General features: G+C 74.4%; 24 protein-coding genes. 11 read left to right on the plus strand and 13 right to left on the minus strand.

All coding sequences use genetic code 11. The annotated features are described in order from the left end of the window. Positions 1–68: 68 nt before the first annotated feature. Positions 69–1,136 carry a lactonase family protein gene (locus tag CUT44_RS04385; RefSeq protein WP_100200774.1) on the plus strand — a complete coding sequence of 356 codons (1,068 nt, stop codon included), beginning with the start codon at positions 69–71 and terminating at the stop codon, positions 1,134–1,136. Between the two features lie 96 nt (positions 1,137–1,232). Here CUT44_RS04385 and CUT44_RS04390 read toward each other — a convergent pair whose 3' ends face one another. The 5 genes from CUT44_RS04390 to CUT44_RS04410 all read right to left on the minus strand — a co-directional run bounded on the left by CUT44_RS04390 (position 1,233) and on the right by CUT44_RS04410 (position 6,450). Next, positions 1,233–2,198, minus strand: a complete 966-nt coding sequence (locus CUT44_RS04390) for a sirohydrochlorin chelatase (RefSeq protein WP_100200775.1) — start codon at positions 2,196–2,198, stop codon at positions 1,233–1,235. A 119-nt stretch (positions 2,199–2,317) separates the two neighbouring features. Continuing rightward, positions 2,318–3,361, minus strand: coding sequence for an N-acetylglucosamine kinase (locus tag CUT44_RS04395; protein WP_233221212.1), 1,044 nt, complete (start codon positions 3,359–3,361; stop codon positions 2,318–2,320). Further along, positions 3,358–4,044 (minus strand): uracil-DNA glycosylase, encoded by a 687-nt coding sequence (locus CUT44_RS04400; protein WP_332888249.1) that lies wholly within the window; start codon positions 4,042–4,044, stop codon positions 3,358–3,360. The genes CUT44_RS04395 and CUT44_RS04400 overlap by 4 nt, the downstream gene beginning before the upstream one ends. A gap of 117 nt (positions 4,045–4,161) precedes the next feature. Beyond that, a complete protein-coding gene (locus CUT44_RS04405; protein WP_100200776.1) occupies positions 4,162–5,247 on the minus strand; it encodes a WD40/YVTN/BNR-like repeat-containing protein in 1,086 nt (361 codons plus the stop codon). Positions 5,248–5,370: 123 nt separating this feature from the next. Then, entirely contained in the window at positions 5,371–6,450 is a 1,080-nt protein-coding gene (locus CUT44_RS04410) for an NADH:flavin oxidoreductase/NADH oxidase (RefSeq protein WP_100200777.1), read from the minus strand. Positions 6,451–6,554: 104 nt separating this feature from the next. Between CUT44_RS04410 and CUT44_RS04415 the strand changes: the two genes are divergently transcribed. After that, positions 6,555–6,914 (plus strand): ArsR/SmtB family transcription factor, encoded by a 360-nt coding sequence (locus tag CUT44_RS04415; RefSeq protein WP_100200778.1) that lies wholly within the window; start codon positions 6,555–6,557, stop codon positions 6,912–6,914. A 257-nt stretch (positions 6,915–7,171) separates the two neighbouring features. On the opposite strand, the gene CUT44_RS04420 is transcribed toward CUT44_RS04415, so the two are convergent. After that, positions 7,172–7,885 (minus strand): DUF305 domain-containing protein, encoded by a 714-nt coding sequence (locus CUT44_RS04420; RefSeq protein WP_100200779.1) that lies wholly within the window; start codon positions 7,883–7,885, stop codon positions 7,172–7,174. A 197-nt stretch (positions 7,886–8,082) separates the two neighbouring features. Here CUT44_RS04420 and CUT44_RS04425 point away from each other — a divergent pair, with 197 nt between their 5' ends. Next, the gene (locus CUT44_RS04425; protein WP_100200780.1) at positions 8,083–9,567 is read left to right on the plus strand and encodes an LVIVD repeat-containing protein; all 1,485 of its coding nucleotides are present in this window, start codon (positions 8,083–8,085) and stop codon (positions 9,565–9,567) included. Between the two features lie 18 nt (positions 9,568–9,585). Here CUT44_RS04425 and CUT44_RS04430 read toward each other — a convergent pair whose 3' ends face one another. The 5 genes from CUT44_RS04430 to CUT44_RS04450 all read right to left on the minus strand — a co-directional run bounded on the left by CUT44_RS04430 (position 9,586) and on the right by CUT44_RS04450 (position 13,443). Next, the gene (locus CUT44_RS04430) at positions 9,586–10,245 is read right to left on the minus strand and encodes a TetR/AcrR family transcriptional regulator (RefSeq protein ID WP_100200781.1); all 660 of its coding nucleotides are present in this window, start codon (positions 10,243–10,245) and stop codon (positions 9,586–9,588) included. Positions 10,246–10,478: 233 nt separating this feature from the next. Then, entirely contained in the window at positions 10,479–11,153 is a 675-nt protein-coding gene (locus tag CUT44_RS04435; RefSeq protein ID WP_100200782.1) for a phosphatase PAP2 family protein, read from the minus strand. 86 nt (positions 11,154–11,239) lie between these two features. After that, positions 11,240–12,181 carry a M56 family metallopeptidase gene (locus CUT44_RS04440; protein ID WP_100200783.1) on the minus strand — a complete coding sequence of 314 codons (942 nt, stop codon included), beginning with the start codon at positions 12,179–12,181 and terminating at the stop codon, positions 11,240–11,242. Positions 12,182–12,249: 68 nt separating this feature from the next. Continuing rightward, on the minus strand, positions 12,250–12,852 hold the full coding sequence (locus tag CUT44_RS04445; RefSeq protein WP_100200784.1) for a DUF5134 domain-containing protein: 603 nt from the start codon (positions 12,850–12,852) through the stop codon (positions 12,250–12,252). 198 nt (positions 12,853–13,050) lie between these two features. Next, entirely contained in the window at positions 13,051–13,443 is a 393-nt protein-coding gene (locus CUT44_RS04450) for a VOC family protein (protein WP_100200785.1), read from the minus strand. A gap of 66 nt (positions 13,444–13,509) precedes the next feature. On the opposite strand from CUT44_RS04450, the gene CUT44_RS04455 reads away from it, so the two are divergent. Next, positions 13,510–14,109 (plus strand): GNAT family N-acetyltransferase, encoded by a 600-nt coding sequence (locus CUT44_RS04455; RefSeq protein ID WP_100200786.1) that lies wholly within the window; start codon positions 13,510–13,512, stop codon positions 14,107–14,109. Here CUT44_RS04455 and CUT44_RS04460 read toward each other — a convergent pair. Further along, positions 14,093–14,779 (minus strand): glycerophosphodiester phosphodiesterase, encoded by a 687-nt coding sequence (locus CUT44_RS04460; RefSeq protein WP_100200787.1) that lies wholly within the window; start codon positions 14,777–14,779, stop codon positions 14,093–14,095. The two genes, CUT44_RS04455 and CUT44_RS04460, sit on opposite strands and share 17 nt — an antisense overlap. 359 nt (positions 14,780–15,138) lie before the next feature. On the opposite strand from CUT44_RS04460, the gene CUT44_RS04465 reads away from it, so the two are divergent. The 4 genes from CUT44_RS04465 to CUT44_RS04480 all read left to right on the plus strand — a co-directional run bounded on the left by CUT44_RS04465 (position 15,139) and on the right by CUT44_RS04480 (position 19,159). After that, positions 15,139–16,551, plus strand: coding sequence for a DUF6421 family protein (locus CUT44_RS04465; protein ID WP_100200788.1), 1,413 nt, complete (start codon positions 15,139–15,141; stop codon positions 16,549–16,551). A gap of 112 nt (positions 16,552–16,663) precedes the next feature. Beyond that, positions 16,664–17,443 carry an SDR family oxidoreductase gene (locus CUT44_RS04470; protein ID WP_100200789.1) on the plus strand — a complete coding sequence of 260 codons (780 nt, stop codon included), beginning with the start codon at positions 16,664–16,666 and terminating at the stop codon, positions 17,441–17,443. Then, on the plus strand, positions 17,422–18,549 hold the full coding sequence (locus CUT44_RS04475; RefSeq protein ID WP_408646707.1) for a threonine aldolase family protein: 1,128 nt from the start codon (positions 17,422–17,424) through the stop codon (positions 18,547–18,549). The genes CUT44_RS04470 and CUT44_RS04475 overlap by 22 nt, the downstream gene beginning before the upstream one ends. A gap of 31 nt (positions 18,550–18,580) precedes the next feature. Then, positions 18,581–19,159 carry a transglutaminase-like domain-containing protein gene (locus tag CUT44_RS04480; RefSeq protein WP_100200791.1) on the plus strand — a complete coding sequence of 193 codons (579 nt, stop codon included), beginning with the start codon at positions 18,581–18,583 and terminating at the stop codon, positions 19,157–19,159. Positions 19,160–19,195: 36 nt separating this feature from the next. Here CUT44_RS04480 and CUT44_RS04485 read toward each other — a convergent pair whose 3' ends face one another. Next, positions 19,196–19,909, minus strand: coding sequence for a lysophospholipid acyltransferase family protein (locus CUT44_RS04485; RefSeq protein ID WP_100200792.1), 714 nt, complete (start codon positions 19,907–19,909; stop codon positions 19,196–19,198). A 458-nt stretch (positions 19,910–20,367) separates the two neighbouring features. Here CUT44_RS04485 and CUT44_RS04490 point away from each other — a divergent pair, with 458 nt between their 5' ends. From CUT44_RS04490 to CUT44_RS04500, 3 genes are all read left to right on the plus strand, one after another. Further along, complete coding sequence (locus tag CUT44_RS04490; protein ID WP_408646708.1) at positions 20,368–20,727, plus strand: thioredoxin family protein; 360 nt, start codon at positions 20,368–20,370, stop codon at positions 20,725–20,727. Between the two features lie 231 nt (positions 20,728–20,958). Next, positions 20,959–21,744, plus strand: a complete 786-nt coding sequence (locus CUT44_RS04495; RefSeq protein ID WP_100200794.1) for an electron transfer flavoprotein subunit beta/FixA family protein — start codon at positions 20,959–20,961, stop codon at positions 21,742–21,744. Positions 21,745–21,793: 49 nt separating this feature from the next. Then, positions 21,794–22,756 carry an electron transfer flavoprotein subunit alpha/FixB family protein gene (locus CUT44_RS04500; RefSeq protein WP_100200795.1) on the plus strand — a complete coding sequence of 321 codons (963 nt, stop codon included), beginning with the start codon at positions 21,794–21,796 and terminating at the stop codon, positions 22,754–22,756. The last annotated feature ends 65 nt before the right edge of the window (positions 22,757–22,821 follow it).

Below are 22,821 nucleotides of genomic sequence, written 5' to 3' on the forward strand. Positions count from 1 at the left end.
ACGGTCGCCCGGGAACTGATCGCCGGGCACGACACGGCGCAGCACAGCACAGCACGGAGGGTGGAGCGGTGAGCGGAACGGACAGCGGGCGGCGGGCGTACCTGGGGTCCTACACCTCGGCGGGGGGACGCGGCATCACCACGGCCGCCGTCGACCCGGACACCGGCGCACTGACCGTGACTGGGCACACCGACGCGGTGGCCGACCCCTCCTACCTCGCGCTCGGACCGGGCGCGGGCATGCTCTACGCGGTCAGCGAGACCGAGGACGGCCATGCCGTCGCGCTCTCCCTGGCCGACCCCGACCGGCCGGCCCCGGCCGGCCCCGCGGTGTCCGTCGAGGGGGCCGGTCCCACCCATCTGACCTGCGCGGCCGGACAGCTGATCACCGCCAACTACACCTCCGGCAGCATCAGCTGCCTGCCGCTGCGCCCCGACGGCACCCTCGGGGCACGGCCGGCCGTACTGCCGCACGAGGGCTCCGGTCCGGTACGGGAGAGGCAGGAGGGGCCGCACGCCCACGCGGTGGTGGCCGACGCATCCTGGCGCTGGCTGCTGGCGGTCGACCTCGGTGCCGACGCGGTGTGGGTCTACCGGCTCGACCACGCCGGGGCCGCTCCGCGCCACCACGCCCGGACACCGCTGCGGCCCGGCAGCGGGCCGCGGCATCTGGCCTTCCACCCGCGCGGCGACCGGGCCTATGTGATCAACGAGCTGGACTCCACCGTGACCTGCTGCCGCTGGGACCGGGACACCGGCACCCTGGAGCCGGCCGGGACGGTCGGCACCCTGCCGGGGGACGCCGGGGGCACCGGGGGAGGGGCGAAGGAGAACTACCCCTCGGAGCTGGTGGTCTCCGCCGACGGCCGGTGGGCCTGGGCCGCCAACCGCGGACACGACAGCATCGCCGTGCTCGCCCTGGACCCGGACGGCGAGGGCATGGAACCGGTCACGACCGTCCCGTGCGGGGGGCACTGGCCGCGCGACCTCGCCCTCGACCCGGCCGGACGCAGGCTCTACGCCGCCAACGAGCGTTCGGGCGACGTGACCTGGTTCGACCTCGACCCGGACACCGGTGTGCCGCACCGGGCGGGCTCGGTCGGGGTACCCGCCGCCACCTGCGTCGTCTTCGGCTGACGGGCCGGCCGGAGTCCCGGGGCCCCGGGGCCCACCGGGGCCGACGGGCGGACGGAGTCCGGCACGGGCCCGGCGGGCGGGCGGCGCTGACCGCGGTCAGCCGGCCGGCGTCCCCTGCTGCGGGCGCTGGGGGATACCCAGCTTGGCGGCGTAGGTGGAGGCGACCAGCCTGCCCACCGCGGTGTAGGAGCCCAGCGGCTCCGCGACGGGGCAGTCCGCCTCCTTCGACGCGGACTCCAGCAGGCCCTCGGGGACCTCGGGGCCGATCAGACAGGGCGCCAGCGCCAACTGCTGGGCACCGGCCTCGCGCAGCTGTGCGGCGGCCCGTGTGACGGAGCCGTCCTCGTCCAGACCGGCGGCCAGCACCGGCACCGCCAGCCGGGCGGCCAGCAGCATGCCGGTGATCCCGGCCGCCTGCACCGCCTCCTCGCCGCCCATGGCGGCCAGGATGATGCCGTCCGCGGCGGTCGCCACGGTGAACAGCCGGGCGCGGTCGGCCCGGGCCAGTCCGGCCTCCGACAGCCGTACGTGGACGCCCTCGGCGAGCAGCGGGTGCGGACCGAGCACATCGGTCAGCTCGGCACCGGAGCCGCCGGCGAGCACGGCCTGGCGTATGCGGCGCAGCTGCGCGCTGTCCGGACCGGCCAGCAGGGGGACGACGACGGCGGGCGGGGCGTCCTGGAGCCGGGGCCGCGGGGGCTGTTCGGCGTTCTCCTCCGAGGCGCCCTCCTCGTCGGCCGTCCGCGCCGCGGCGGCGGAGACACGGGCGGAGTGCTCGTCGGCCGTCCGGGCCAGCACGCTCCGCAGCGCGGGGAACTCCTCGTCGTCACCGTCCACATAGCCGATGCGGGCGTCCAGTCCGGGCAGTTCGGAGCGGGCTATGCTCACGACCTCCTCGGCGAGGCCGCGGGTGGTGCCGGAGGGCACCCCGGGGACGGCCAGTACCAGCGCGGGCGCACCCTCGGGCGCGACGACGGGCTCCGGCCGGCGGTGCCGTCCGGGCTGGCGGGGACGCGGCATTCGTACAGGCAGGCCATTCGCGGGCCCAGTGGGGGTGCTCATGGCGCCGCATGCTAATGCCTTGCGGGGTCCGGCTGTTCGGGCGGGGCGCGGCATTTCCGTTCTGTCCGCCTTCCTCCCGCGAGTCGTGGTCACGGACCGGGGTGTACCGGTCACATTGCTCACCCGGTGTGCACTACACCGAGAAGTCCCGGACCGGTGGGCAGCCGCAGTGCGCCCCGGGACAGCCGGCCGGCGACGAGCAGCGCCCCGGCCAGCGGCCCGCCCGCCGCGGGCACGGTCCGGACCCGCGGCAGCCGGGCCGCCAGCTCCCGGCGGAGCGGGGCGAGGAGCGGCTCACCGAGCCGCAGCAGGCCCCCGGTCAGGGCGACGCGGCCGCCGGCCGCGGGGTCGCCGGCCGCCGGGCAGACGGCGGCGGCGCTCATGGCGATCTCGGCGGCGGCCTCGTCCAGCACGCGCGCCGCGACCGGGTCCTCCCCGGCGAGCCGGGCCACCTCGGGCGCGAACGAGGCCAGTACGGCCGGGCGGTCGGTGCGCGGATACAGCTTCCCCGGCAGCGCGGTCACCGGGCCGAAGACGGCTTCGGCCCGGGCGAGCAGGGCGGCCGAGCCGCCCGGCCGCCCGTCGTGGGCGCGCAGCGCGGCCTCCAGACCGGCCCGGCCGATCCAGGCACCGCCGCCGCAGTCGCCCAGCAGGTGGCCCCAGCCGTCGGCCCGCCGCCAGGTGCGCAGGTCGGTGCCGGTGGCGACCATCCCGGTGCCCGCGGCGACCACCGCGCCGGGCCGTTCGCCCAGTGCCCCGGCGTACGCGGTCACGGCGTCGGCGGCCAGTGCCGTGCGCCGGGTGCCGAACTCCCCGGCGAACGCCTCGGGCAGTACGGCCCGCAGCCCGCCGCCGAGCGTCGCCATGCCCGCCGCGCCCACGCACACGGCGTCGATCACCGTCCCGGTCCCGCCGTCCCGTCCCGCCGCGGCCGTCAGCAGGTTCCGGGCCCGCGGCAGCACCAGCTCCAGCAGGTGGTGCGGGTCGATGCCCGCGGAGCCGGTGCGCACCGGCTCGTCCACCGTGTCGGTGCCCGCCGGCACCGGCGCCGTACCGCCGCCGTCCCCGCCGGTCGTGCCGTCACCGGTGCCGTCACCGGACCGGGCCAGGGCGAGGCGCAGCCCGGAGCCGCCCGAGTCGACCCCCAGGACCCACCGGGTCACGGCAGGCGCCAGTCCACCGGCTCCGCGCCCTGCCGGGCCAGCAGCTCGTTGGCCCGGCTGAACGGACGTGAGCCGAAGAACCCGCGGTCCGCCGACATGGGGGAGGGGTGCGCCGACTCCACCGCCGGGAACGGCCCCAGCAGCGGACGCAGGTTCCGCGCGTCCCGCCCCCACAGGACGGCCACCAGCGGCTTGCCGCGCTCCACCAGGGCCCGGATCGCCTGCTCGGTGACCTCCTCCCAGCCCTTGCCCCGGTGCGCGGCGGGCCTGCGCGGCGCGGTGGTCAGCGCCCTGTTGAGCAGCAGCACCCCCTGCTCCGTCCACGGCGTGAGGTCACCGCTGGAGGGGCGGGGCAGCCCGAGGTCGCTCCGCAGCTCCCGGAAGATGTTCTCCAGGCTGCCGGGCAGCGGGTGCACCTCGGGGGCCACCGCGAAGCTCAGACCGATGGCGTGCCCCGGGGTGGGATAGGGGTCCTGGCCCACGATGAGGACCCGGACGTCGTCGAAGGGCTGCTGGAAGGCCCGCAGCACGTTCGGTCCGGCCGGCAGGTAGGTGCGTCCCGCGGCGATCTCCGCGCGCAGGAAGTCGCCCATCGCGGCGATACGTCCGGCCACGGGCTCCAGCGCCCCGGCCCAGCCCGCTTCCACGATCTCGTTCAGGGGTCGTGCTGTTCGTGCTGCCACGGGCGGTCACTCTACTGGCTCGGCGCGCCGCTCACCGCCCGGTCCGCCGATCATCCGACGGCCCGTCAGCCGGGCCCCGGCGGGCCGGCCGGTCCTGTCCGGCCGGCCCGCCACCGTTCAGCCCAGGACCGCCGCCCGTACGCACAGCACGTCGGGCAGCTGGGCGGCCAGCCGGCGCCAGGTGTCGCCCTCGTCGGCACTGGCGAACACCTCGCCGTTGCGGTTGCCGAAGTAGACCCCCGCCGGGTCGGCGTCGTCCGTGCACAGGGCGTCCCGCAGCACCGGCCCGTGGTGGTCCGTCCCCGGCAGCCCGGCGGAGAGGGGGTGCCAGCTCGCGCCCGCGTCCTCGGTGCGGTACACCCGGCAGCGCCGCCCGGCCGGCACCCGGTCGCTGTCGGCGTTGAGCGGGAACAGGTACGCCACCCCGCCGCGCCGGGGGTGCGCGGCGACGGGGAAGCCGAAGGTGGAGGGCAGCCCGCCGGCGATCGGGGACCAGGTAGCGCCCGCGTCGTCGCTGCGGTACACACCCCAGTGGTTCTGCAGGTACAGCCGGTCCGGATCGGCCGCGTCCCGGGCGATCTTGTGCACGCACTGCCCGAACTCCGGGAACGGGTCCGGCAGGAACACGGCCTCCACCCCGGTGTTGGACGGTGTCCAGCTCCTCCCGCCGTCCCCGGAGCGGTAGACGCCGCCGGCGGAGACGGCCACCGTGAGCGAGTCCTCGTCGCGCGGATCGGTCAGGATCGTGTGCAGCCCCAGCCCGCCGCCGCCCGGCTGCCACTTCTCCCGGGTGGGGTGCTCCCACAGCCCGCGGACCAGTTCGAAGGTCTCCCCGCCGTCCTCCGAGCGGAACAGCGCCCCCGGCTCCGTCCCCGCGTACACCACACCGGGCGCGCCGCGGCCGGCGGGCCGGAGCTGCCAGACGCGCTCCAGTGAGGCGCCGGTGTCCGCACCGAACCGGATCGCGGGCCGCTTCGGCTCGTGCCAGGTGGCCCCCAGATCGTCGGAGTGGAGGACCGACGGACCCCAGTGGGCGCTGTCGGCCCCGGCCAGCAGCCGGGGCGCCGGCCCCCGGGTGTCGATCGCGACGGAGTAGACCGCCTGCGCGGTGAAGAGCGGATCGCCGAACTCCCAGTCGCCACCGCGCCGGCGGGCCAGGAACAGTCCCTTGCGCGTGCCCACCGCGAGCAGTACGTCGGTCATGCCACTACCTCCGGGACGCCGTTGTCTGTCGGGGCGTCAGTCTGCACCCCGGCACTGACACCGGCCGGTGGCGAGCGGGCCCCGGAGGTGCTCCGGTCCGCCGCGGGAGACCGGGGCGGGAGGTCAGAGCGCCCAGGCGTACTGGTCCGGCAGCCGGGCCGGTGCCGTGCCCGGCGTCCGCGCCGCGCGGTGCGGCCAGTACGGGTCGCGCAGCAGCTCCCGGCCCAGCAGCACCGCGTCCGCCTCGCCGTTCGCGACGATCTTGTCGGCCTGCTCCGGCTCGGTGATCAGACCGACCGCCGCCACCGGCAGTCCGGTCTCCGCCCGCACCCGTGCGGCGAAGGGCACCTGGTAGCCCGGCCCGGACGGGATGCGCGCCCCGGGCGCGACACCGCCGGTGGAGACGTCCAGCAGGTCCACGCCGTGCTCCCGCAGCAGGGCGGCGAGCCGTACGGTCTCGTCGGCGCTCCAGCCGTCCGCCAGCCAGTCGGTGGCCGAGACACGGAAGAACAGCGGCAGCTCCTCGGGCCACACCTCGCGGACGGCGGCCACCACCCGCAGCGGGAAGCGGACGCGGTTCTCGAAGCTCCCGCCGTAGGCGTCGGTGCGCCGGTTGGCGAGCGGGGAGAGGAACTCGTGGAGCAGATAGCCGTGCGCGCCGTGGACCTCGGCGACCTCGAAACCGGCGGCCAGCGCCCGGCGCGCGGCGTCGGCGAACTGCCCCACCACCTCCTCCAGCCGCTCCTCCGACAGCTCCAGGGGGACCGGGTGCCCCTCGGCGAAGGGCACCTCGCTCGGTGCGAGGGGGCGCCAGCCGCCCTGCCCGGCACCCAGCGGCCCGCCGCCGCGCCAGGGGGCGTCGGTGGACGCCTTGCGCCCGGCGTGGGCGAGCTGGATGCCCGCCGTGGTGCCCCGCTCCTTCAGGAAGCCGGTGATCCGCCGCAGTGCCGCCGTCTGCCGGTCGTTCCAGACGCCCAGGTCGCCGGGGGTGATGCGGCCCTCGGGGGAGACGGCGGTGGCCTCCACCAGGATCAGCCCCGCCCCGCCGACCGCCCGGGCCGCGTAGTGGGCGAAGTGCCAGTCGCCGGCCGTGCCCGCCTCCGGACCGGTGGGCTGGGCGGAGTACTGGCACATCGGGGACATCCAGACACGGTTGGGCACGGTCAGCGACCGCAGGCTGAAGGGCTCGAAGAGAGCGCTCACGGCAGGCTCCTCAGGGATCGGTGGTCTCGGCCGGTCGGCGTTCATACGATAGACGTCGTATTACGGTGGATGTCAAACTACGAGAGTTCTCGTACTATGGAGCCGTGACGCCCCGCTCCCCGAACCCGCCCGCCGCCCGGGAACTGGACCATCCGGCCCCCGGTGAGATCCGGCTGGAGGGCGTCCTGCACGCCCTCTCCGACCCCGTACGCCTCCAGATCGTCCGTACGATGGCGGCGACGGAGGAGGAACTGGCCTGCTCGGTCTTCGAGGTGCCGGTCAGCAAGTCCACGACCACCCACCACTTCCGGGTGCTGCGCGAGAGCGGGGTGATCCGCCAGTGCTACCGGGGCACCGCGAAGGTGAGCGCCCTGCGCCGCGGTGACCTGGACCTGCTCTTCCCGGGCCTGCTGGAGAGCGTGCTCACCGCGGCGGCCCGGCAGGCGGACCGGACCGGCGGGTGAGCCGGGCGCGGAGGCTCCGGCCCCGCCGGGGCCGGTGAGCGGGCGCGGGAACGCCACCGGGCGTGACCAGGGGGCCGTACGGAAGCCCGGTCTTCCGGACGATCGGCGCCGCGCGGGGCGCCGGAAGGCCCTCTTCTCCCGTGGAGCGGGCCGGTCGGCTGTCGGCGGCGTCCGGTTGATGACGAACGGCCGTCGCAGGGGTGCGGAGGGACTCGGGGGAAGGCGAGCCGGCCGGGGCGGAACCCCCGTCCCGGCGGTCAGAGCCCCCGCAGCAGTGCGCGCATCCGGCCGATCTCGGCGGTCTGCTGGACGGCCACCTCGCCGGCCATCTCCTCGACCTGGGTCTCCCGGCCCTCGGTCACGGCGTCCTTCGCCATCGTGACGGCACCCTCGTGGTGGGCGATCATCAGCTCCAGGAACAGCCGGTCGAAGTCCTCGCCGCGTGCCGTCCGCAACCGTGCCAGCTCCGCCTCGGTGGCCATGCCCGGCATCGGCGCGCCGCCGTGCTCGCCGTGGCCGCCGTGCTCGCCGTGGGTGTCGCCGCCCTCCGTGCCGCCGTGGCGCTTGAGCCAGGTGCGCATCACCGAGATCTCCGGCCGCTGGGCCGCGTCGATCCGCTCGGCGAGCCGGCGCACCCCGCCGGAACGGGCGTGCTCACCGGCCAGCTCGGTCATCACCAGCGCCTGCCCGTGATGCTCGATCATCCTGGAGACATACGAGAAGTCCGCCGCGTTGGGTTCGGCCCGGCCGCGTTCGCCCGCCTTCGAGGCCTCCTCGGCGGAGAGCGTCTCGGCGGCCTCTCCCGGCCTCCCGGGAGCGATCACGGAAGGCCTCCCGCCGGGTGCCGTTCTTCCGGAGTCCCCCGATTCCCCGGAGCCGTCGCAGCCGGCCAGCCCCGTCAGGACGGCCAGGGCGGCCAGGGCGGCCGGGAGCGCACGGCCGGAACTCCGGGGCATGTGACGGTCGGTCACCGTTCCTCCTGCGACACGGGATACGCCGGTCCCCCGATCCTGGCACGGACGGACGTGTTCCGGCCCGCCGTTTCGGCAGCATGTTCGTTTCCCACTGTCGGTACGGACCTGGGAAGGGTCATACTGCCCGGGTCCGCGGCCGTTCAACTCGGAGCGGGGGAACGCGGGTTGAGAGGGAACTGAGACGGAGGAGCGCAGTGACGTCGTTGACGGGACACAGCACACGGCGCAGACGCCTCGGAGCGACAGCGGCCGCATTCGGCCTGCTGGCCACGCTCCTCGCCGCCGGACCGGCGGCGGCCGTCCCCGACCCCGGTGAACCGCCGGCGAAGTCGGGGAAGGCGTCGGAGCAGGACCGGACGGCGGCCGGGACCGCCGCCCGGAGCGGGAAGACGCCCGCCGTGGACGAGATCGTCCACAGCAGGAACATCTCCCACCTGGCCAATCTGCCCAAGGGGGACCTGAAGAGCTTCAACACCGACCTGGCCTTCCAGGGCCGTTACGCCTTCGCGGGCAACTACGACGGCTTCACCGTCTACGACATCAGCCGCCCGAAGTCGCCGAGGATCGTGAGCCAGGTCCTCTGCCCCGGCTCGCAGAACGACATATCCGTCTCCGGTGACCTGCTCTTCCTCTCCACCGACTCCTCGCGCAGTGACGACTCCTGCAGCAGTACCGCGCAACCGGCCACGGAGAAGAGCTCCTGGGAGGGCATCAAGGTCTTCGACATCAGCGACAAGCGGAACCCGCGCTACGTCTCCTCCGTCGAGACCGCCTGCGGCTCGCACACCCACACGCTGATGCCCGAGCGCAAGAACGTCTACGTCTACGTCTCGTCCTACTTCCCGGACGAGACCTTCCCCGACTGCAAGCCGCCGCACGACGGCATCTCCATCGTCAAGGTGCCGCGCAGGGCACCGGAGAAGGCGTCCGTGGTCGACTTCCCCGTCCTCTTCCCGGACGGCGGCAACCCGGGCCCGCCCGAGAACCCGAGCGCCATGGTGCCGACCACGGGCTGCCACGACCTCACCGTCTTCCCGAAGCTGAGGCTCGCCGCGGGCGCCTGCATGGGCGACGGCATCCTGATGGACGTCTCCGACCCCGCCGCGCCCCGGGTCGTCGACCGGGTCCAGGACAACGAGAACTTCGCGTTCTGGCACTCGGCGACCTTCAGCGAGAACGGCAGGAAGGTCGTCTTCACCGACGAGCTCGGCGGTGGCGCCGGTGCCACCTGCAACGCCGAGGTGGGCGACAAGCGCGGTGCCAACGGCATCTACCACATCACCGGCCGGGGCGACCAGCGCGAGCTGGTGTTCAAGAGCTACTTCAAGATCCCCCGGCACCAGGCCGACACCGAGAACTGCGTCGCCCACAACGGCTCGCTGATCCCGGTCAGGGGCCGCGACATCATGGTCCAGGCCTGGTACCAGGGCGGAGTGTCCGTCTGGGAGTTCACCGACTCCACCCGGCCGAGGGAGATCGGCTACTTCGAGCGGGGCCCGCTCGCCGACCCCGAGGCCATCGGCGGCTCCTGGTCGGCGTACTACTACAACGGCCACATCTACTCGAACGACATCCAGAAGGGCTTCGACGTCCTGAAGATCCGGGACCGGCGCACCGCCGGTGCCGAGCGCGTCCGGCTGGGGGAGCTCAACGCCCAGACCCAGCCCGACTACCGCTGACGCACCACCGCGGGCACGCTACCGCCGGCCGTCCGGCGGTGGTGTGCCGCTCCCGCCGGACGGCCCGGGCTCCGGGACGTCCGGCGGGAACCCCAGTTCCCAGTCCAGCCCGTACCGCCCGAACAGCTCGGCGCGCAGCCGGGCCGGCGGCATCGGCGCCCCGGGCAGCAGTACGGCCACGACGGCGCCCATGAGCAGCGCGCGCAGCAGCGGGTAGTCGGTGTCCGGATCGCGCGACCCGTGGCGGACGACGACCTCGCGCAGCAGCGCGGCCAGCCGCTGCTGCTCCTCGCACCGGACGAACCCCTCCTGCTGCAGGATCCCCGCCATGTGCGTGCGCATCAGGGTCGGCCGGTCGCGGGCGAGAGCGAGGACGGCGTCGACCGCGCGGGCCAGCAGCTCCCGTCCGGCGTCCGGGCCCGCCGGGCGCGGTTCGCGCTCCAGCGCCTCGGCCAGGGTGCGGTGCATCAGCCGGTGCACGGCCGACTGCAGCAGCTGCCGCTTGCCCGGGAAGTAGTAGGACACCAGCCCCCGCGCCGACCCGGCACGGTCGGCGATGTCCCCCAGTGTGGTCGCCTCGTAGCCCCGCTCGTCGACGAGCTCCACCGTCGCCTGCAGCAGCCTCTCCCGGGAACGCCTGCGCATCTCCTCATTGACCGACGCGCTGCGAGGGGACATCCTGAGAACTCCTGTGTTGACTGGCTGCTGGCCAATATACTCAGTGACCCCCGGGCGGGCGGCGAGTCGGCCCCGCCCGGGCGAACGCCGGTCTCGGGCGACGCGGGGGATCGCCCGAGACCGGCCCTTGCGCGTCCGGCCCCCTCCCTACTCGGCCCGGGCGTGCCGGCACCGGTCGCGGCGGGGCTCGGAGAAGTCGAAGAGCACACCCATGACGGCCATGGGGGAGGGGATCACCCCGGCCGGGACTCCCGCGGCTCCCGCGGCCGGGCGCGCCGGACGGCACGGGGCCGCCACAGCCCGGCCGAGGCCGCGGCCACGGCGATGCCCAGCAGCCAGCCGGTGACGACGTCGGTGGGCCAGTGCACCCCCAGGTAGACCCGGGTGAAGCCCACGCCCGCCACGGTGACCGCACAGCCCCACAGCACGGCCCGGCGCACCCCGGGCCGGACTCCGCGCAGCCGCACCAGCCACAGCAGCAGTGCGCAGGTGAGCGCCGCCGTCATGGCGTGCCCGGAGGGCAGCGCCGCGAACTGGGCGGAGTCCACCGGCTGTTCCCACCGGGGCCGGTCGCGGTCGAAGAGCGCCTTCAGCGCCTGCTGGAGAAGGGCGCCGGCGAGTCCGGTGCCCGCGACCCAGGCCGCCAGCCGGGCCGCGCCGCGCAGCAGCAGCCACAGGCACACCGCGGCCAGCAGGGCCCGCATGGTCCAGGTGTCCCAGACCCAGTCGGACAGCAGGCGGTTGAGCCGGGTCCAGCCGGGCTCGGCGAGCGCCGTGCGGTGCAGTTCGGAGGCGACATGGGCGTCGAACGCCAGCAGCGGGTCCCAGCCCCCCACCACGAGGAGCGCGAGGACGGCGGACACCGTGGTGCACACCAGGGCGGTGGAGCGGAGGGAGGGGGAGGCCATGGTTCCGATCGTCGCCGAGACAGGGGCTTCCGGACCACCCGGCGTGCCGTGCGGGTGGTCACCCGTCTACCCCTCCGCGGCCGGGGCTAACCCAGGGCCCGCAGCCCGGGGACGAAGGCCACCACCAGCGGGACCAGCGGCACCAGGGAGGCCAGCGCGGTCAGCCGCACCCGCCGCGGGACCGACAGCCGCGGCGCGGCCGCCAGCAGCCGGTCGACCCGCTGCGGCACCTGGGCGTGGTGCGGGGCGTACGGGCCGAAGGCCCCGCGTTCCTCGTTCAGCCCGACCAGCGCCAGGGCCACGGTCAGCCGGCCGCAGCGACGCGAGGCCACGTCGTCGGCCGCCAGTTCCACCAGCCGGTGCACCTGGTCCCGGAACGCCCGGAAGACCGGCACCCGGGAGAAGCCGGCCGCGAGGGCGGCCGAGCAGTTCAGCAGCCAGTCGTGCCGGGCCCGCAGATGCCCCTGCTCGTGGGCGAGGACCGCGTCCAGTTGCCGCCCGCCCAGCCGCCGCAGCGCCGCGGTGGTGACCACCAGACGGGGCGTGCTCCCCGGCAGCCACCAGGCGTCCGGGCGCTCGCCCTCCAGCACCACCAGCCGTTCCCCGGCGCCGGGCTCCTCACCCGGCAGCACCGGGGCGCGGGCGAGGAGTTCGGCCCGCCGCCTGCGGCGTCCGGCGCGCGCGGCACGGATCTCCCGGGCGAGCATCGCGGCGCTCCACAGGCCGCCGCAGGCGAGCACCACCGCCACCACCGCGGGCCAGGACTCGCCGAACATGCTCAGCCCGTACGCCTCGACGACCCGGCTGGGCGCGGGGGCGAAGACATGCCCGCGCACCGCCTGCCAGGCCGCCGCCGCGGACAGGGACATGGCGAGCACACAGCACAGCAGTACGGCGACCACCACGCACTGCCACGCCCACAGGGCCAGCACCGGCTCGCGGTCGGGCCAGGAGGCGCGGGCCAGTACGCGCGGCGCCGTTGCCGCGAGCAGTGCGCCCAGGACGAGCAGGGCGAGCGCGACCATCATGGCAACAGCCTATGAGCCCGCGGCTACGGTACGCCCGGCCGGAGACGGGAAGTGACGCACACCTCATCTCACGGGGCGAGCAGCATGGTGAACATCCCGATGCCCATCGCCACCCGGCAGGCGGCCGCCACCTCCGGCAGCCGCAGCAGCGCGGCCCCCGTGCCCCTGATCCCCACCGCACCGCCGCACGGGCCGGGGACACCCCCGCACGGGCCGCAGCCGTCCGGTCCGTGCCCCGGGAGCAGCCGGGCGCCCGTGCGCAGCACGTACCCCGCGAAGTAGGCCAGCAGCACCCAGCCGGCCACCGGCGTCCCGGCCGGGTGGGAACCGTGCTCCCCGTGCTGCCCGGCCGGCGCGGCGGCCAGGGGGAGCACCATGTGGACCATGGCCAGCGCACCGACGGCATGGTGCAGGTGGTGGGCCGGAGCGTGCCGGACCAGCAGCAGTTCCCGCCCCGCCACGGCGCCGAAGAACACCGCGAGGACCACCGGCGGCAGCGGCGCCACCGGGACGGGCAGCACCATCACCGCCATGCCGAAGCCCATCAGTGCCTCGCCCGCGGCCGTCCGCCGCTGCCCGGGCCCGCCGTCGCGCATCCGCAGCAGGCAGTACGCGCCCACCGCGGCGCACAGCGCCGCCAGCGGCCAGCCGACCGTTTCCGGACCGTGCACCGCGCGCCTCCCCCGACCGCCCCGAGCGCCCCGACCGCCCCGACCGCCCCGGCCACTTCCGGCCGGTCCCGCCGGGAGGATGCCCGGTGCCGTGTTCCGGCACGGGAGCGCGCGGGAGTACCCGGGGAGCGTGCCCGGGGCACGCCGCGGACGTGGCACGGGCGGGGCACGGGCGGGGCGCGGCGGTCCGGGACCGGTTCAGATCCCGGGCCGGTAGCGCAGTGGATGGTCCCCGGGGATCTCGACGAGCACGATCCGCACCCCGTCCGGATCGCTGATCCACATCTCCACCAGCCCCCACGGCTCCCGCCGGGGCTCCCGGAGCACCGTCGCCCCGCGGGAGCGGAGCTCCTCGTGGGCCGCGGCGACGTCGGCCACCTGGAGCCACAGGCACAGCCCGGGAGCGGGCGGCCGGTCGGACCGCCCGGAGACCTCCAGGAAGCCGCCGCCGAGGAAGTAGACGGTCCCGCGCTCCGGCCCGGTGCCGAACTCCCGGTGGACGGCCAGCCCCAGCGTTCCGCCGTAGAAGGCGCGCGAGCGGTCGGGGTCGGTGGGACGCAGCAGCGTCCGGCTGCTCAGTACGTGCACCATGGTGCGGAGCCTAACGCCCCCGCCCCCGCGGGCCGGGGGGCGAACCGGCCGATTAGGCTCCTGTCCATGCACTCCCCGGACGCCCTGAACGCCCCGTGTGTCCCGGCCTCCCCGGACACCGTCCCGCCGTCCCCGGACTTCCGTGCCGCCGCCCGGGCCGACGTCCCCGCGCTGGTGGCCCTGGTGGAGTCGGCCTACCGGGGAGAGGCCAGCCGGGCGGGCTGGACCACCGAGGCCGACCTGCTGGACGGGCAGCGCACCGACCCCGAGGGCGTCGCCGGGCTCATCGCGGCCCCCGGCAGCCGGATCCTGCTGGCCGAGCGGGACGCCGAGCTCCTCGCCTGCTGCCATCTGGAGCGCCGTACGGACGGGACGGGGCGGACCGTGGCGTACTTCGGGATGTTCGCCGTGCGGCCCGGGCTCCAGGGCGCGGGGCTGGGCAGGAGGGTCCTGGCCGAGGCCGAGCGGCTGGCGCGGGCCGAGTGGGGGGCCCGGGAGATGCAGATGACCGTGATCACCGCCCGGGAGGACCTGATCGCCTGGTACGAGCGCCGCGGTTACGCCCGCACCGGGCAGCGCAGTCCCTTCCCGTACGGGGACGAGCGCTTCGGCATCCCGCGGCGGCCCGGCCTGGAGTTCGAGCTGCTGGTCAAACCTCTTCGCTGACGGCTTTCCGGGCGATGGCGGGCAGATCGGTGACCACCCCGTCCAGGCCCAGCTCACGGGCACGGGCCAGTTCCGCGTCGGTGTTGACCGTCCAGGAGATCACCTCGACGCCGGCCGCGTGACAGCGCTCGACGACCTCGGCCGCCAGCCACCGGAACTCGCAGGAGACCATCTCCGCGCCCAGCTCCCGGGCGCGCTCGGGAGCGGTGGAGGTGGATCTGCCGGTGACCAGCGCGACGGGGATGTCCGGCAGCAGCCCGCGGATCTCGCGCAGGGCGTCGTCGTGGAACGAGATCACCCGGACGCGCTCGTGCAGCCCGCGCCGCTCGATGGCCCCGGCGAGCACCCGGGCCGCGGCGCGGTCCTTGATCTCGGCCTGGAGCGGGGCGGAGACCGCGTCCACGACCTCCTCGAAGACCGGTACCCGCTCGCCCAGGCCCGCGTTCAGGGCGCGCAGCTCGGCCAGCGTCATCCCGGCCACGGGGCCGGTGCCGTCGGTGGTGCGGTCCACCTCCGCGTCGTGCATCACCACCAGCGCGCCGTCCCGGCTCAGATGGAGGTCCAGTTCGATGACGTCCAGGCCCTCGCGCTCGGCCCGGACGAAGGAGCGCAGGGTGTTCTCCGGTTCGACACCCATCACCCCGCGGTGCCCGACGGTGAGCAGTGGCACGGCGTGTTACTCGCTTTCCTGCGGTGCCCGCGGCGGTGCCGCGGACGGGTACGGACGGCAGTGTGGACGACGGGTGTGAACGGTGGGGGGACGGCGGGTGAGCGCCGCCAGGGTAGCCCGCCGGACCGGAGCCGTCGGCGCGGGCCCCGGCGAGGGGCTCTTCCGTAACGACGGCTGAGGGCGGCGGTTACGGCAGTCCCGGCAAGTACGGGCATCTCTTCTGTTTCGGTGCACGCAAGCAGGAAAACCGTCGGCGTTGGAGGCGTATCGCGGAAGGATTTGCTTCCCGCCGAGTTGATTGAAGAGATCTTCGTGACTACGGTGCTGGGGCAAGAGTTTCTCCAGTGAAGGGGGTAGTGATGACGGAAATCCTTTCGCCCGCGGTGGCGACGGACGAGGACCGGGCCGCCGACGGCCCGTTCGCCGAGCGTGTTGTGGACCACCCCGCCTGGACGGTGCTCAAGGAGGCCGTCGAGGCCATCCGCCCTGCCCAGCGCAAGGACGGCTCCATCGACTTCGGCGCCGAGGGAGTCCCCCCGCGCGCCGAGATCGAGCACCTGTTGGAAAAGGCCGTGTCGGCGGTCGAGGAGCTCGCCCCGCTGCTGCCGCACGACGCGGCGTACCACCGGGCGCTGGTGACCGACCTGCGCCGCTGGGCCGACGGCGGCTTCGGCGTACCCGACTTCCTGGACTCCCTGCTCGCCTTCCAGCCCGCCGCCCACCGCGTCGACGGCCGCCGGCATCTGGTCGTCTTCCCCATGTACACGCAGAACGGCAACCCGGACCGCAATCTGGAGGCCGTCGTCCTGCGCGTGGTCTGGCCGGACTGGCTGGCCGAGCTGGAGCGCACCCGCTACGACAACCCGCTCTTCCTCGGCATCGCCTTCGAGGACTTCACCAGCGGCTACGACACCCACTCCGCGGTCCTCTTCCCCGAGACCGTCGCGGTGCGCGAGGCGCCGGAGCGGTTCAGCTGGGGCGGCATCTTCTGCGACCGCGAGGCGGCCCGCTTCCGCCGGGTGGTCGAGGCCGCCTGCGAGGTCACCGAGCTGGAACTGCCCGAGGACGCCCGCGGCCTGCTGACCGACCAGCGCCGCGCCCAGCAGACCTTCGTACTGTGGGACATGATCCACGACCGCACCCACAGCCACGGCGACCTGCCCTTCGACCCGTTCATGATCAAGCAGCGCCAGCCGTTCTGGATGTACGGCATCGAGGAGCTGCGCTGCGACCTCACCGCCTTCCACGAGGCCGGGAAGCTGGCCGCGGACGGCTTCCCGCAGGGCCGCGACGTGCAGTACGCCGTACTGCTGGAGCGCCTGTTCCGCTTCCCCGTCACCGGCGAGCGCAACCGCAACTACGACGGGCTGGGCGGCCAGCTGCTGTTCGCCTACCTCCACAGGCACGACGCGCTGCGCTGGCGGGACAACCGGCTCGCCGTCGACTGGGAGCGGGCCCGCGAGGTGACCGCGCGGCTGCGCGAGGAGATCGAGACCCTCTACCGGGAGGGCATCGACCGCCCGAAGCTGGTCCACTGGTTCAAGGCGTACGAGCTGGTGTCGGCCTACCTGGCCCCGCACCCCGGCTCGACCTGGGCCAAGGGCCCCGACGCCCTGGACCTCAGCCTCCCGCCGCGCAAACTGGTGGACGAGGTGCTCCCGGACGAGTTCCCGCTGAGCATGTTCTACGAGGCGCTGGCCAGGAAGCTGCGGAAGGTGATCGCCTCGACGAAGGGCATCACCGCCGAGTCCGGCCTCCCGGCGGCGGCGTGAGCCCCGCGGACGGGGGAACCCCGAAGCCGCCGGGTCACGGGCCGGAAGAACCGGACCGGGAACACACCGGGGAGCACGACCGCACGACCGGGAGCACAGAGGGGCGAGCACCATGACCACAATCTCCGGCAACGGCAACGGCAACGGCGGTCCGCTGGAGGGCGCCGTCGTGGCCGTCGCCGGCGCGGCGGGACCGGCCGGGCAGGCCGCGCTGCTGCGGCTGGCCGAGCGGGGGGCCACGGTCGTGGCCGCCGACTATGACGCCGAACGGCTGGCCGCCGCGGTGGACCGGGCCCGCTTCGCGCACGGCGGAGCCACCGTCACCGGCGACATCATCGATCTGCTGGACCTGGACGCCACCCGGGAGTGGGCCACCCGGACCGAGAAGGAGTACGGCCGGATCGACGGCCTGGTGCACCTGGTGGGCGGCTGGCGCGGCTCGGCGGCCTTCGCGGAGACCGACCTGTCCCACTGGGAACTGCTGGAGAAGCTGCTGGTGCGGACCGTGCAGCACACCTCCCTGGCCTTCGAGGGGGCCCTGCGCCGCAGCGGCCGGGGCCGCTACGTGCTGATCAGCGCCTCCGGCGCCACCCGGCCCACCGCGGGCAACGCCGCCTACGCGGCGGCCAAGTCCGCGGCCGAGGCGTGGACCCTGGCCCTGGCCGACTCCTTCCGCAAGGCGGGCCGGGGGGCGGTCGCGGGGCCGCCCGCCGCGGCTGCCATCCTGGTGGTCAAGGCGCTGGTGGACGACACGATGCGCGCCGAGCGCCCGAACGCGAAGTTCGCGGGCTTCACCGACGTCCGGGAGCTGGCCGAGGCCATCACCGGACTGTGGGACGAGCCCGCCGAGGAAGTGAACGGACACCGCCTGTGGCTGACCCCGCAACCGTAGCGACCCACCCGACCGAGACACCGGTGAGGAGGCCGGGGGAGGCACCGGTGACGGCGGCCCGCCGCCGTCACGACCCGCGGGCACGCGGCTTCGCCAGCGACAACTACGCCGGCGCGCACCCGGAGATCCTGGCGGCGCTCGCCCTCGCCAACGGCGGCCACCAGACCGCCTACGGCGGTGACGAGTACACCGCCCACCTCCAGGAGGTCTTCCGCGCCCACTTCGGGCCCGCCGCGGAGGTCTTCCCGGTCTTCAACGGCACCGGCGCCAACGTGGTGGCCCTCCAGGCGCTCACCGACCGCCGGGGCGCGGTGATCTGCGCCGACAGCGCCCACATCAACGTGGACGAGTGCGGCGCGCCCGAGCGCGTGGGCGGGCTGAAGCTGCTCCCCGTGCCCGCCGAGCACGGCAAGCTCACCCCCGCCCTGGTCGGGCGGGAGGCGTACGGCTTCGACGACGAGCACCGCGCGACGCCCCAGGTCGTCTCGATCACCCAGAACACCGAGCTGGGCACCGTCTACACCCCCGAGGAGATCCGGGCGATCTGCGAGACCGCCCACGAGCACGGCATGACCGTCCACCTCGACGGCGCCCGCATCGCCAACGCCGCCGCCGCGCTGGACGTCCCCCTGCGGGCGTTCACCACGGACGCGGGCGTGGACGTGCTCTCCTTCGGCGGCACCAAGAACGGCATGCTCTTCGGCGAGGCCGTCGTCGTGCTGAACCCCGGCGCGGTGCGGGCCATGAAGCACCTGCGCAAGCTGTCGATGCAGCTCGCCTCCAAGATGCGCTTCGTCTCGGTGCAGTTCGAGGCGCTGCTCGCCGGCGATCTGTGGCTGCGCGGCGCCGCCCACGCCAACGCCATGGCGCGGCGGCTGGCCGAGGGGGTGCGCACCGTCGAGGGCGTGGAGATCCTCCACCCCGTGCAGGCCAACGCCGTCTTCGCCCGGCTCCCGCGCGAGGCGGGCGAGCGGCTGCGCAAGCGCCACCGCTTCTACTTCTGGGACGAGGCGGCCGGGGACGTGCGCTGGATGTGCGCCTTCGACACCACCGAGGAGGACGTGGACGCCTTCGTCGCCGCCCTGCGGGAGGAAATGGGGAGGTGAGCCGGTCCGCGCCCGGCTAGGGTGCCGGGCCATGGAGCTGACCCAGCAGGCCCTGGAGCTGTCCGCCTACCTCGCCGCCGACGAGGCCGTCGACCACCGGCATCCGCTGGTCGCGCGGACGGCCGCGCGGCTGCGGTCCTCGGCCGGTGCGGAGCCCGAGTCCTATGCCCGGGCCGCCTACGAGTTCGTGCGCGACGCCGTCCCGCACTCCTACGACAGCGGCGACCCGCGGGTGGCCTGGCGCGCCTCGGACGTGCTGGCCACCCGCAACGGCATCTGCTACGCCAAGTCGCACGCGCTGGCCGCGCTGCTCCGCCACGCGGGGATCCCGGCCGCCTTGTGCTACCAGAAGCTGGAAGTCGTGCACGGCCTGGTCGCGGTGAAGCTGCCCGGCCGCCCCTGGGCCCGCCAGGACCCGAGGGGCAACAGGCCCGGCGTGGACGCGCGCTTCTCCCTCGACGGCGAACGCCTCGCGTACACCCCGGACCCGGCGGCGGGGCAGTACGACATCCCCGTCCTGTACGCCGCTCCGCCCGCCCCTGTCCTCGACGCGCTGCGGCGGTCGGCCGACCGGACGGAGCTGGACCGGCTGCTGCCGGTGTCCCTGTGACGGCGGGCGCGGGGGCACCGGGCCTGGGTACCGGGCCTACCGCGCCTGGGCCTGGGCCGGTGCCGTACCGCCCAGGTGGGCGGGGACCCACCAGGTGTCGTCCGGGCCCTGGGGCCGCACCGGGTACGCCCGCTGCGCCGCCTCCAGCAGCTCCTGCACCCGGTCGCGCAGCCGCTCGGTGAGCTGGGCCACCGACTCGCCCGCCGCGGCCCGCAGCGGCTCGCCCACCCGGATGGTGATCGGGAAGTGGTTGCGGCCGAAGTCCCGCTTGCGGCCCTTGGTCCACAGCCGCTGGGTGCCCCACAGGGCGACCGGCAGCAGCGGGACGCCCGCCTCCTGCGCCATCCGGGCCGCACCCGTCTTGAACCGCTTGAGGGTGAAGGACTCCGAGATCGTCGCCTCGGGGAAGACCCCGACGATCTCGCCGGAGCGCAGTGAATCCACCGCGTGGCGGTAGGCGTGCTCGCCCTGGGCGCGGTCCACCGGGATGTGCTTCATGGCGCGCATCAGCGGTCCGGAGACCTTGTGCCGGAAGACCGACTCCTTCGCCATGAAGCGCACCAGCCGCTTGGCGGGCCGGGCGGTCAGCCCGGCGAAGACGAAGTCGAGGTAGCCGATGTGGTTGCTGGCCAGCACGGCACCGCCGTGCCGCGGGATGTTCTCGGTGCCCTCGATGTCGAAGCGCAGGTCGAGGGACTTGAACAGGGCGCGCGCCGCGCCGATGACGGGTGGATACACCAGTTCTGCCATGCGGGGAGGACCCTTCTGTGAGCTGCCTGGGGAGGGTTCTCCCGGCTGGTCTACCCGAACCTACGTGTGCGTAACTTCTCTGCCCAGTGCCGGGCGCGGCGGGCCGGAGAGATCTTCGTCACGTCGCCGGGGCGGTCCGGGCGCCGGGGTGCCGGGGGCCTGCGGGCGCGGGTGCGGTGGGTGGGGGGTGCGGGGCCGGTCCGGGGCGGGTACTCCGGACGGCATTATTTACGGCCGTGGACGTGTCACGTTTCCTGAGCCGCTCATTGGCCGCAAATAACGCTTGAGTGTCCGGAGCACCCGCCCCTCCCCGTCCCCTCCCGGCCATCGTCGGGCGCGCCACCGCTGTGTCTGTGGTCCCTGGGGCCGTTCGCTCGTGCACGCGGTGGCCGGATCCGGGAATGACGGGGGCGGTGGCGGGTGCTGCGGAAGGCGGTGCCGGAGTCGGCACCTCAGGAATGCCGCGTGGGCAACACGGGAGGACGGCGATGCGGGGACGGGGCGCGGGGGAGTGGCTGACCGCCGGGGAGATCGGTGCGGAACGGCTGGGGGAGCGGGCCACCCTGGTCCAGTTCTCCAGTGCCTTCTGCCGGCCCTGCCAGGCCACCCGGCGTGTCCTGGCGGAGGTCTCCGGCATGGTGGGGGGCGTCGCCCATGTCGAGGTCGACGCCGAGTCCCGGCTGGAGCTGGTGCGCGCGCTGGGGATCACGAGCACTCCCACCGTCCTGGTGCTGGACGCGCGGGGGAGGGTGGTGCGGCGGGCGGCCGGTCTGCCGCGCAAGGTCGACATCATCGCGGCGCTCGGCGAGGCGGTGTGAGGGGGCGGCGCTCGGCGAGGCGGTGTGAGGGGGCGGCGCTCGGCGAGGCGGTGTGAGCCGTTGGGAAGGTCACAGTTCACCGGTCCGGGAGGTGGGTAGGGGAAAAGTATACTGACGAGTAATATCCTGGATGGAGAGCCGGCCCCACCGGACCGGAATCCGCCCGACCAGGCGCCTATGCTGCCTGTGAGGACGAGGCTGCCAGTAATCGACGCAAGTAGGAGAGCCGGCGTGAGCTTGAGGATCGTTGTCTGTGTGAAGTACGTGCCCGACGCCACCGGCGACCGGCGTTTCGCCGACGACCTGACCGTCGACCGCGAGGACGTGGACGGCCTGCTGTCGGAGCTCGACGAGTACGCCGTCGAGCAGGCGCTCCAGATCGCCGAGGGTGCCGATGACGCCGAGGTCACGGTGTTGACGGTGGGGCCCGAGGACGCCCGGGACGCGCTGCGCAAGGCGCTGTCCATGGGAGCGGACAAGGCCGTCCACGTCGAGGACGACGACCTGCACGGCACCGACGCCGTCGGCACCTCCCTGGTGCTGGCCAAGGCGGTCGAGAAGACCGGCTACGACCTGGTCGTCTGCGGCATGGCCTCCACCGACGGCACCATGGGCGTGCTGCCCGCGCTGCTGTCCGAGCGCCTGGGCGTGCCGCAGGTGACGCTGCTGTCCGAGGTCTCCGTGGCCGACGGCAAGGTCACCGGCCGCCGCGACGGCGACGCCGCGACCGAGCAGCTGGAGGCGTCCCTCCCGGCCGTGGTCTCGGTGACCGACCAGTCCGGCGAGGCGCGCTACCCCTCCTTCAAGGGCATCATGGCCGCCAAGAAGAAGCCGGTTCAGTCGCTGGACCTGGACGACCTGGACATCGACGCGGACGAGGTCGGTCTCGGGGGCTCCTGGACGAAGGTCGAGGACGCCACGGAGCGCCCGGCCCGCACCGCGGGCACGATCGTCACCGACGAGGGCGAGGGCGCCAAGCAGCTCGCCGAGTTCCTCGCGGGCCAGAAGTTCATCTGACCCCCCGATCCTCCTCAACCGTCCTCGCAACTCCCGCAGGAGCACTCCCATGGCTGAAGTCCTTGTCTACGTCGACCACACGGACGGCGCCGTCCGCAAGCCCACCCTCGAACTGCTGACCCTGGCCCGCCGTATCGGCGACCCGGTCGCCGTGCACCTGGGCGGCGGTGCCGACAAGGCCGCCCCGACGCTGGCCGAGTACGGCGCGGTGAAGGTGCTCGCCGCCGACGCGCCGGAGTTCGCCGACTACCTCGTCGTGCCGAAGGTGGACGCGCTCCGGGCCGCGGTCGAGGCCGTCTCCCCGGCCGCCGTCCTGCTGCCCTCCTCCACGGAGGGCAAGGAGATCGCGGCCCGCCTGGCGCTGCGCATCGGCTCGGGCATCATCACCGACGTCGTCGACCTGGAGGCCGGTGACGAGGGCCCGGTGGCGACCCAGTCGGTCTTCGCCGCCTCCTTCACCACGAAGTCCCGGGTCAGCAAGGGCGTCCCGGTCATCACCGTCAAGCCCAACTCCGCCGCCCCCGAGACCGCCCCGGCCGCGGGCGAGGTGGAGCAGCTCGCCGTGACCTTCGGCGAGACCGCCACCGGCACTCGGGTCGTCTCCCGCACCCCGCGCGAGTCCACCGGCCGCCCCGAGCTGACCGAGGCCGCGATCGTGGTCTCCGGCGGCCGCGGCGTCAACGGCGCCGAGAACTTCGCGGTCATCGAGGACCTGGCCGACGCGCTCGGCGCGGCCGTGGGCGCCTCGCGCGCCGCGGTGGACGCCGGCTGGTACCCGCACACCCATCAGGTCGGCCAGACCGGCAAGACCGTCTCGCCGCAGCTGTACGTCGCGGCGGGCATCTCCGGCGCCATCCAGCACCGGGCGGGCATGCAGACCTCGAAGACCATCGTGGCCGTCAACAAGGACGCCGAGGCCCCGATCTTCGACCTGGTCGACTACGGCGTCGTCGGTGATCTCTTCCAGGTCGTTCCGCAGCTGACCGAGGAGGTCAAGGCCCGCAAGGGCTGACCGGCAGAAGCAGGACGGCACCACACGGCGGGGCCGCGCGACCGGGGAGGGCCGCGCGGCCCCGC

The organism is Streptomyces carminius (genome assembly GCF_002794255.1).
GTDB lineage: Bacteria > Actinomycetota > Actinomycetes > Streptomycetales > Streptomycetaceae > Streptomyces > Streptomyces carminius.

Coding starts and splice junctions, on each gene's coding strand:
- CUT44_RS04430 (WP_100200781.1), bottom strand. CDS start 10,245: ATGTCCCCTCGCAGCGCGTCGGTCAATGAGGAGATGCGCAGGCGTTCC.
- CUT44_RS04500 (WP_100200795.1), top strand. CDS start 21,794: ATGGCTGAAGTCCTTGTCTACGTCGACCACACGGACGGCGCCGTCCGC.
- CUT44_RS04480 (WP_100200791.1), top strand. CDS start 18,581: ATGGAGCTGACCCAGCAGGCCCTGGAGCTGTCCGCCTACCTCGCCGCC.
- CUT44_RS04405 (WP_100200776.1), bottom strand. CDS start 5,247: ATGACCGACGTACTGCTCGCGGTGGGCACGCGCAAGGGACTGTTCCTG.
- CUT44_RS04450 (WP_100200785.1), bottom strand. CDS start 13,443: ATGGTGCACGTACTGAGCAGCCGGACGCTGCTGCGTCCCACCGACCCC.
- CUT44_RS04485 (WP_100200792.1), bottom strand. CDS start 19,909: ATGGCAGAACTGGTGTATCCACCCGTCATCGGCGCGGCGCGCGCCCTG.
- CUT44_RS04470 (WP_100200789.1), top strand. CDS start 16,664: ATGACCACAATCTCCGGCAACGGCAACGGCAACGGCGGTCCGCTGGAG.
- CUT44_RS04490 (WP_408646708.1), top strand. CDS start 20,368: ATGCCGCGTGGGCAACACGGGAGGACGGCGATGCGGGGACGGGGCGCG.
- CUT44_RS04455 (WP_100200786.1), top strand. CDS start 13,510: ATGCACTCCCCGGACGCCCTGAACGCCCCGTGTGTCCCGGCCTCCCCG.
- CUT44_RS04435 (WP_100200782.1), bottom strand. CDS start 11,153: ATGGCCTCCCCCTCCCTCCGCTCCACCGCCCTGGTGTGCACCACGGTG.
- CUT44_RS04465 (WP_100200788.1), top strand. CDS start 15,139: ATGACGGAAATCCTTTCGCCCGCGGTGGCGACGGACGAGGACCGGGCC.
- CUT44_RS04390 (WP_100200775.1), bottom strand. CDS start 2,198: ATGAGCACCCCCACTGGGCCCGCGAATGGCCTGCCTGTACGAATGCCG.
- CUT44_RS04440 (WP_100200783.1), bottom strand. CDS start 12,181: ATGATGGTCGCGCTCGCCCTGCTCGTCCTGGGCGCACTGCTCGCGGCA.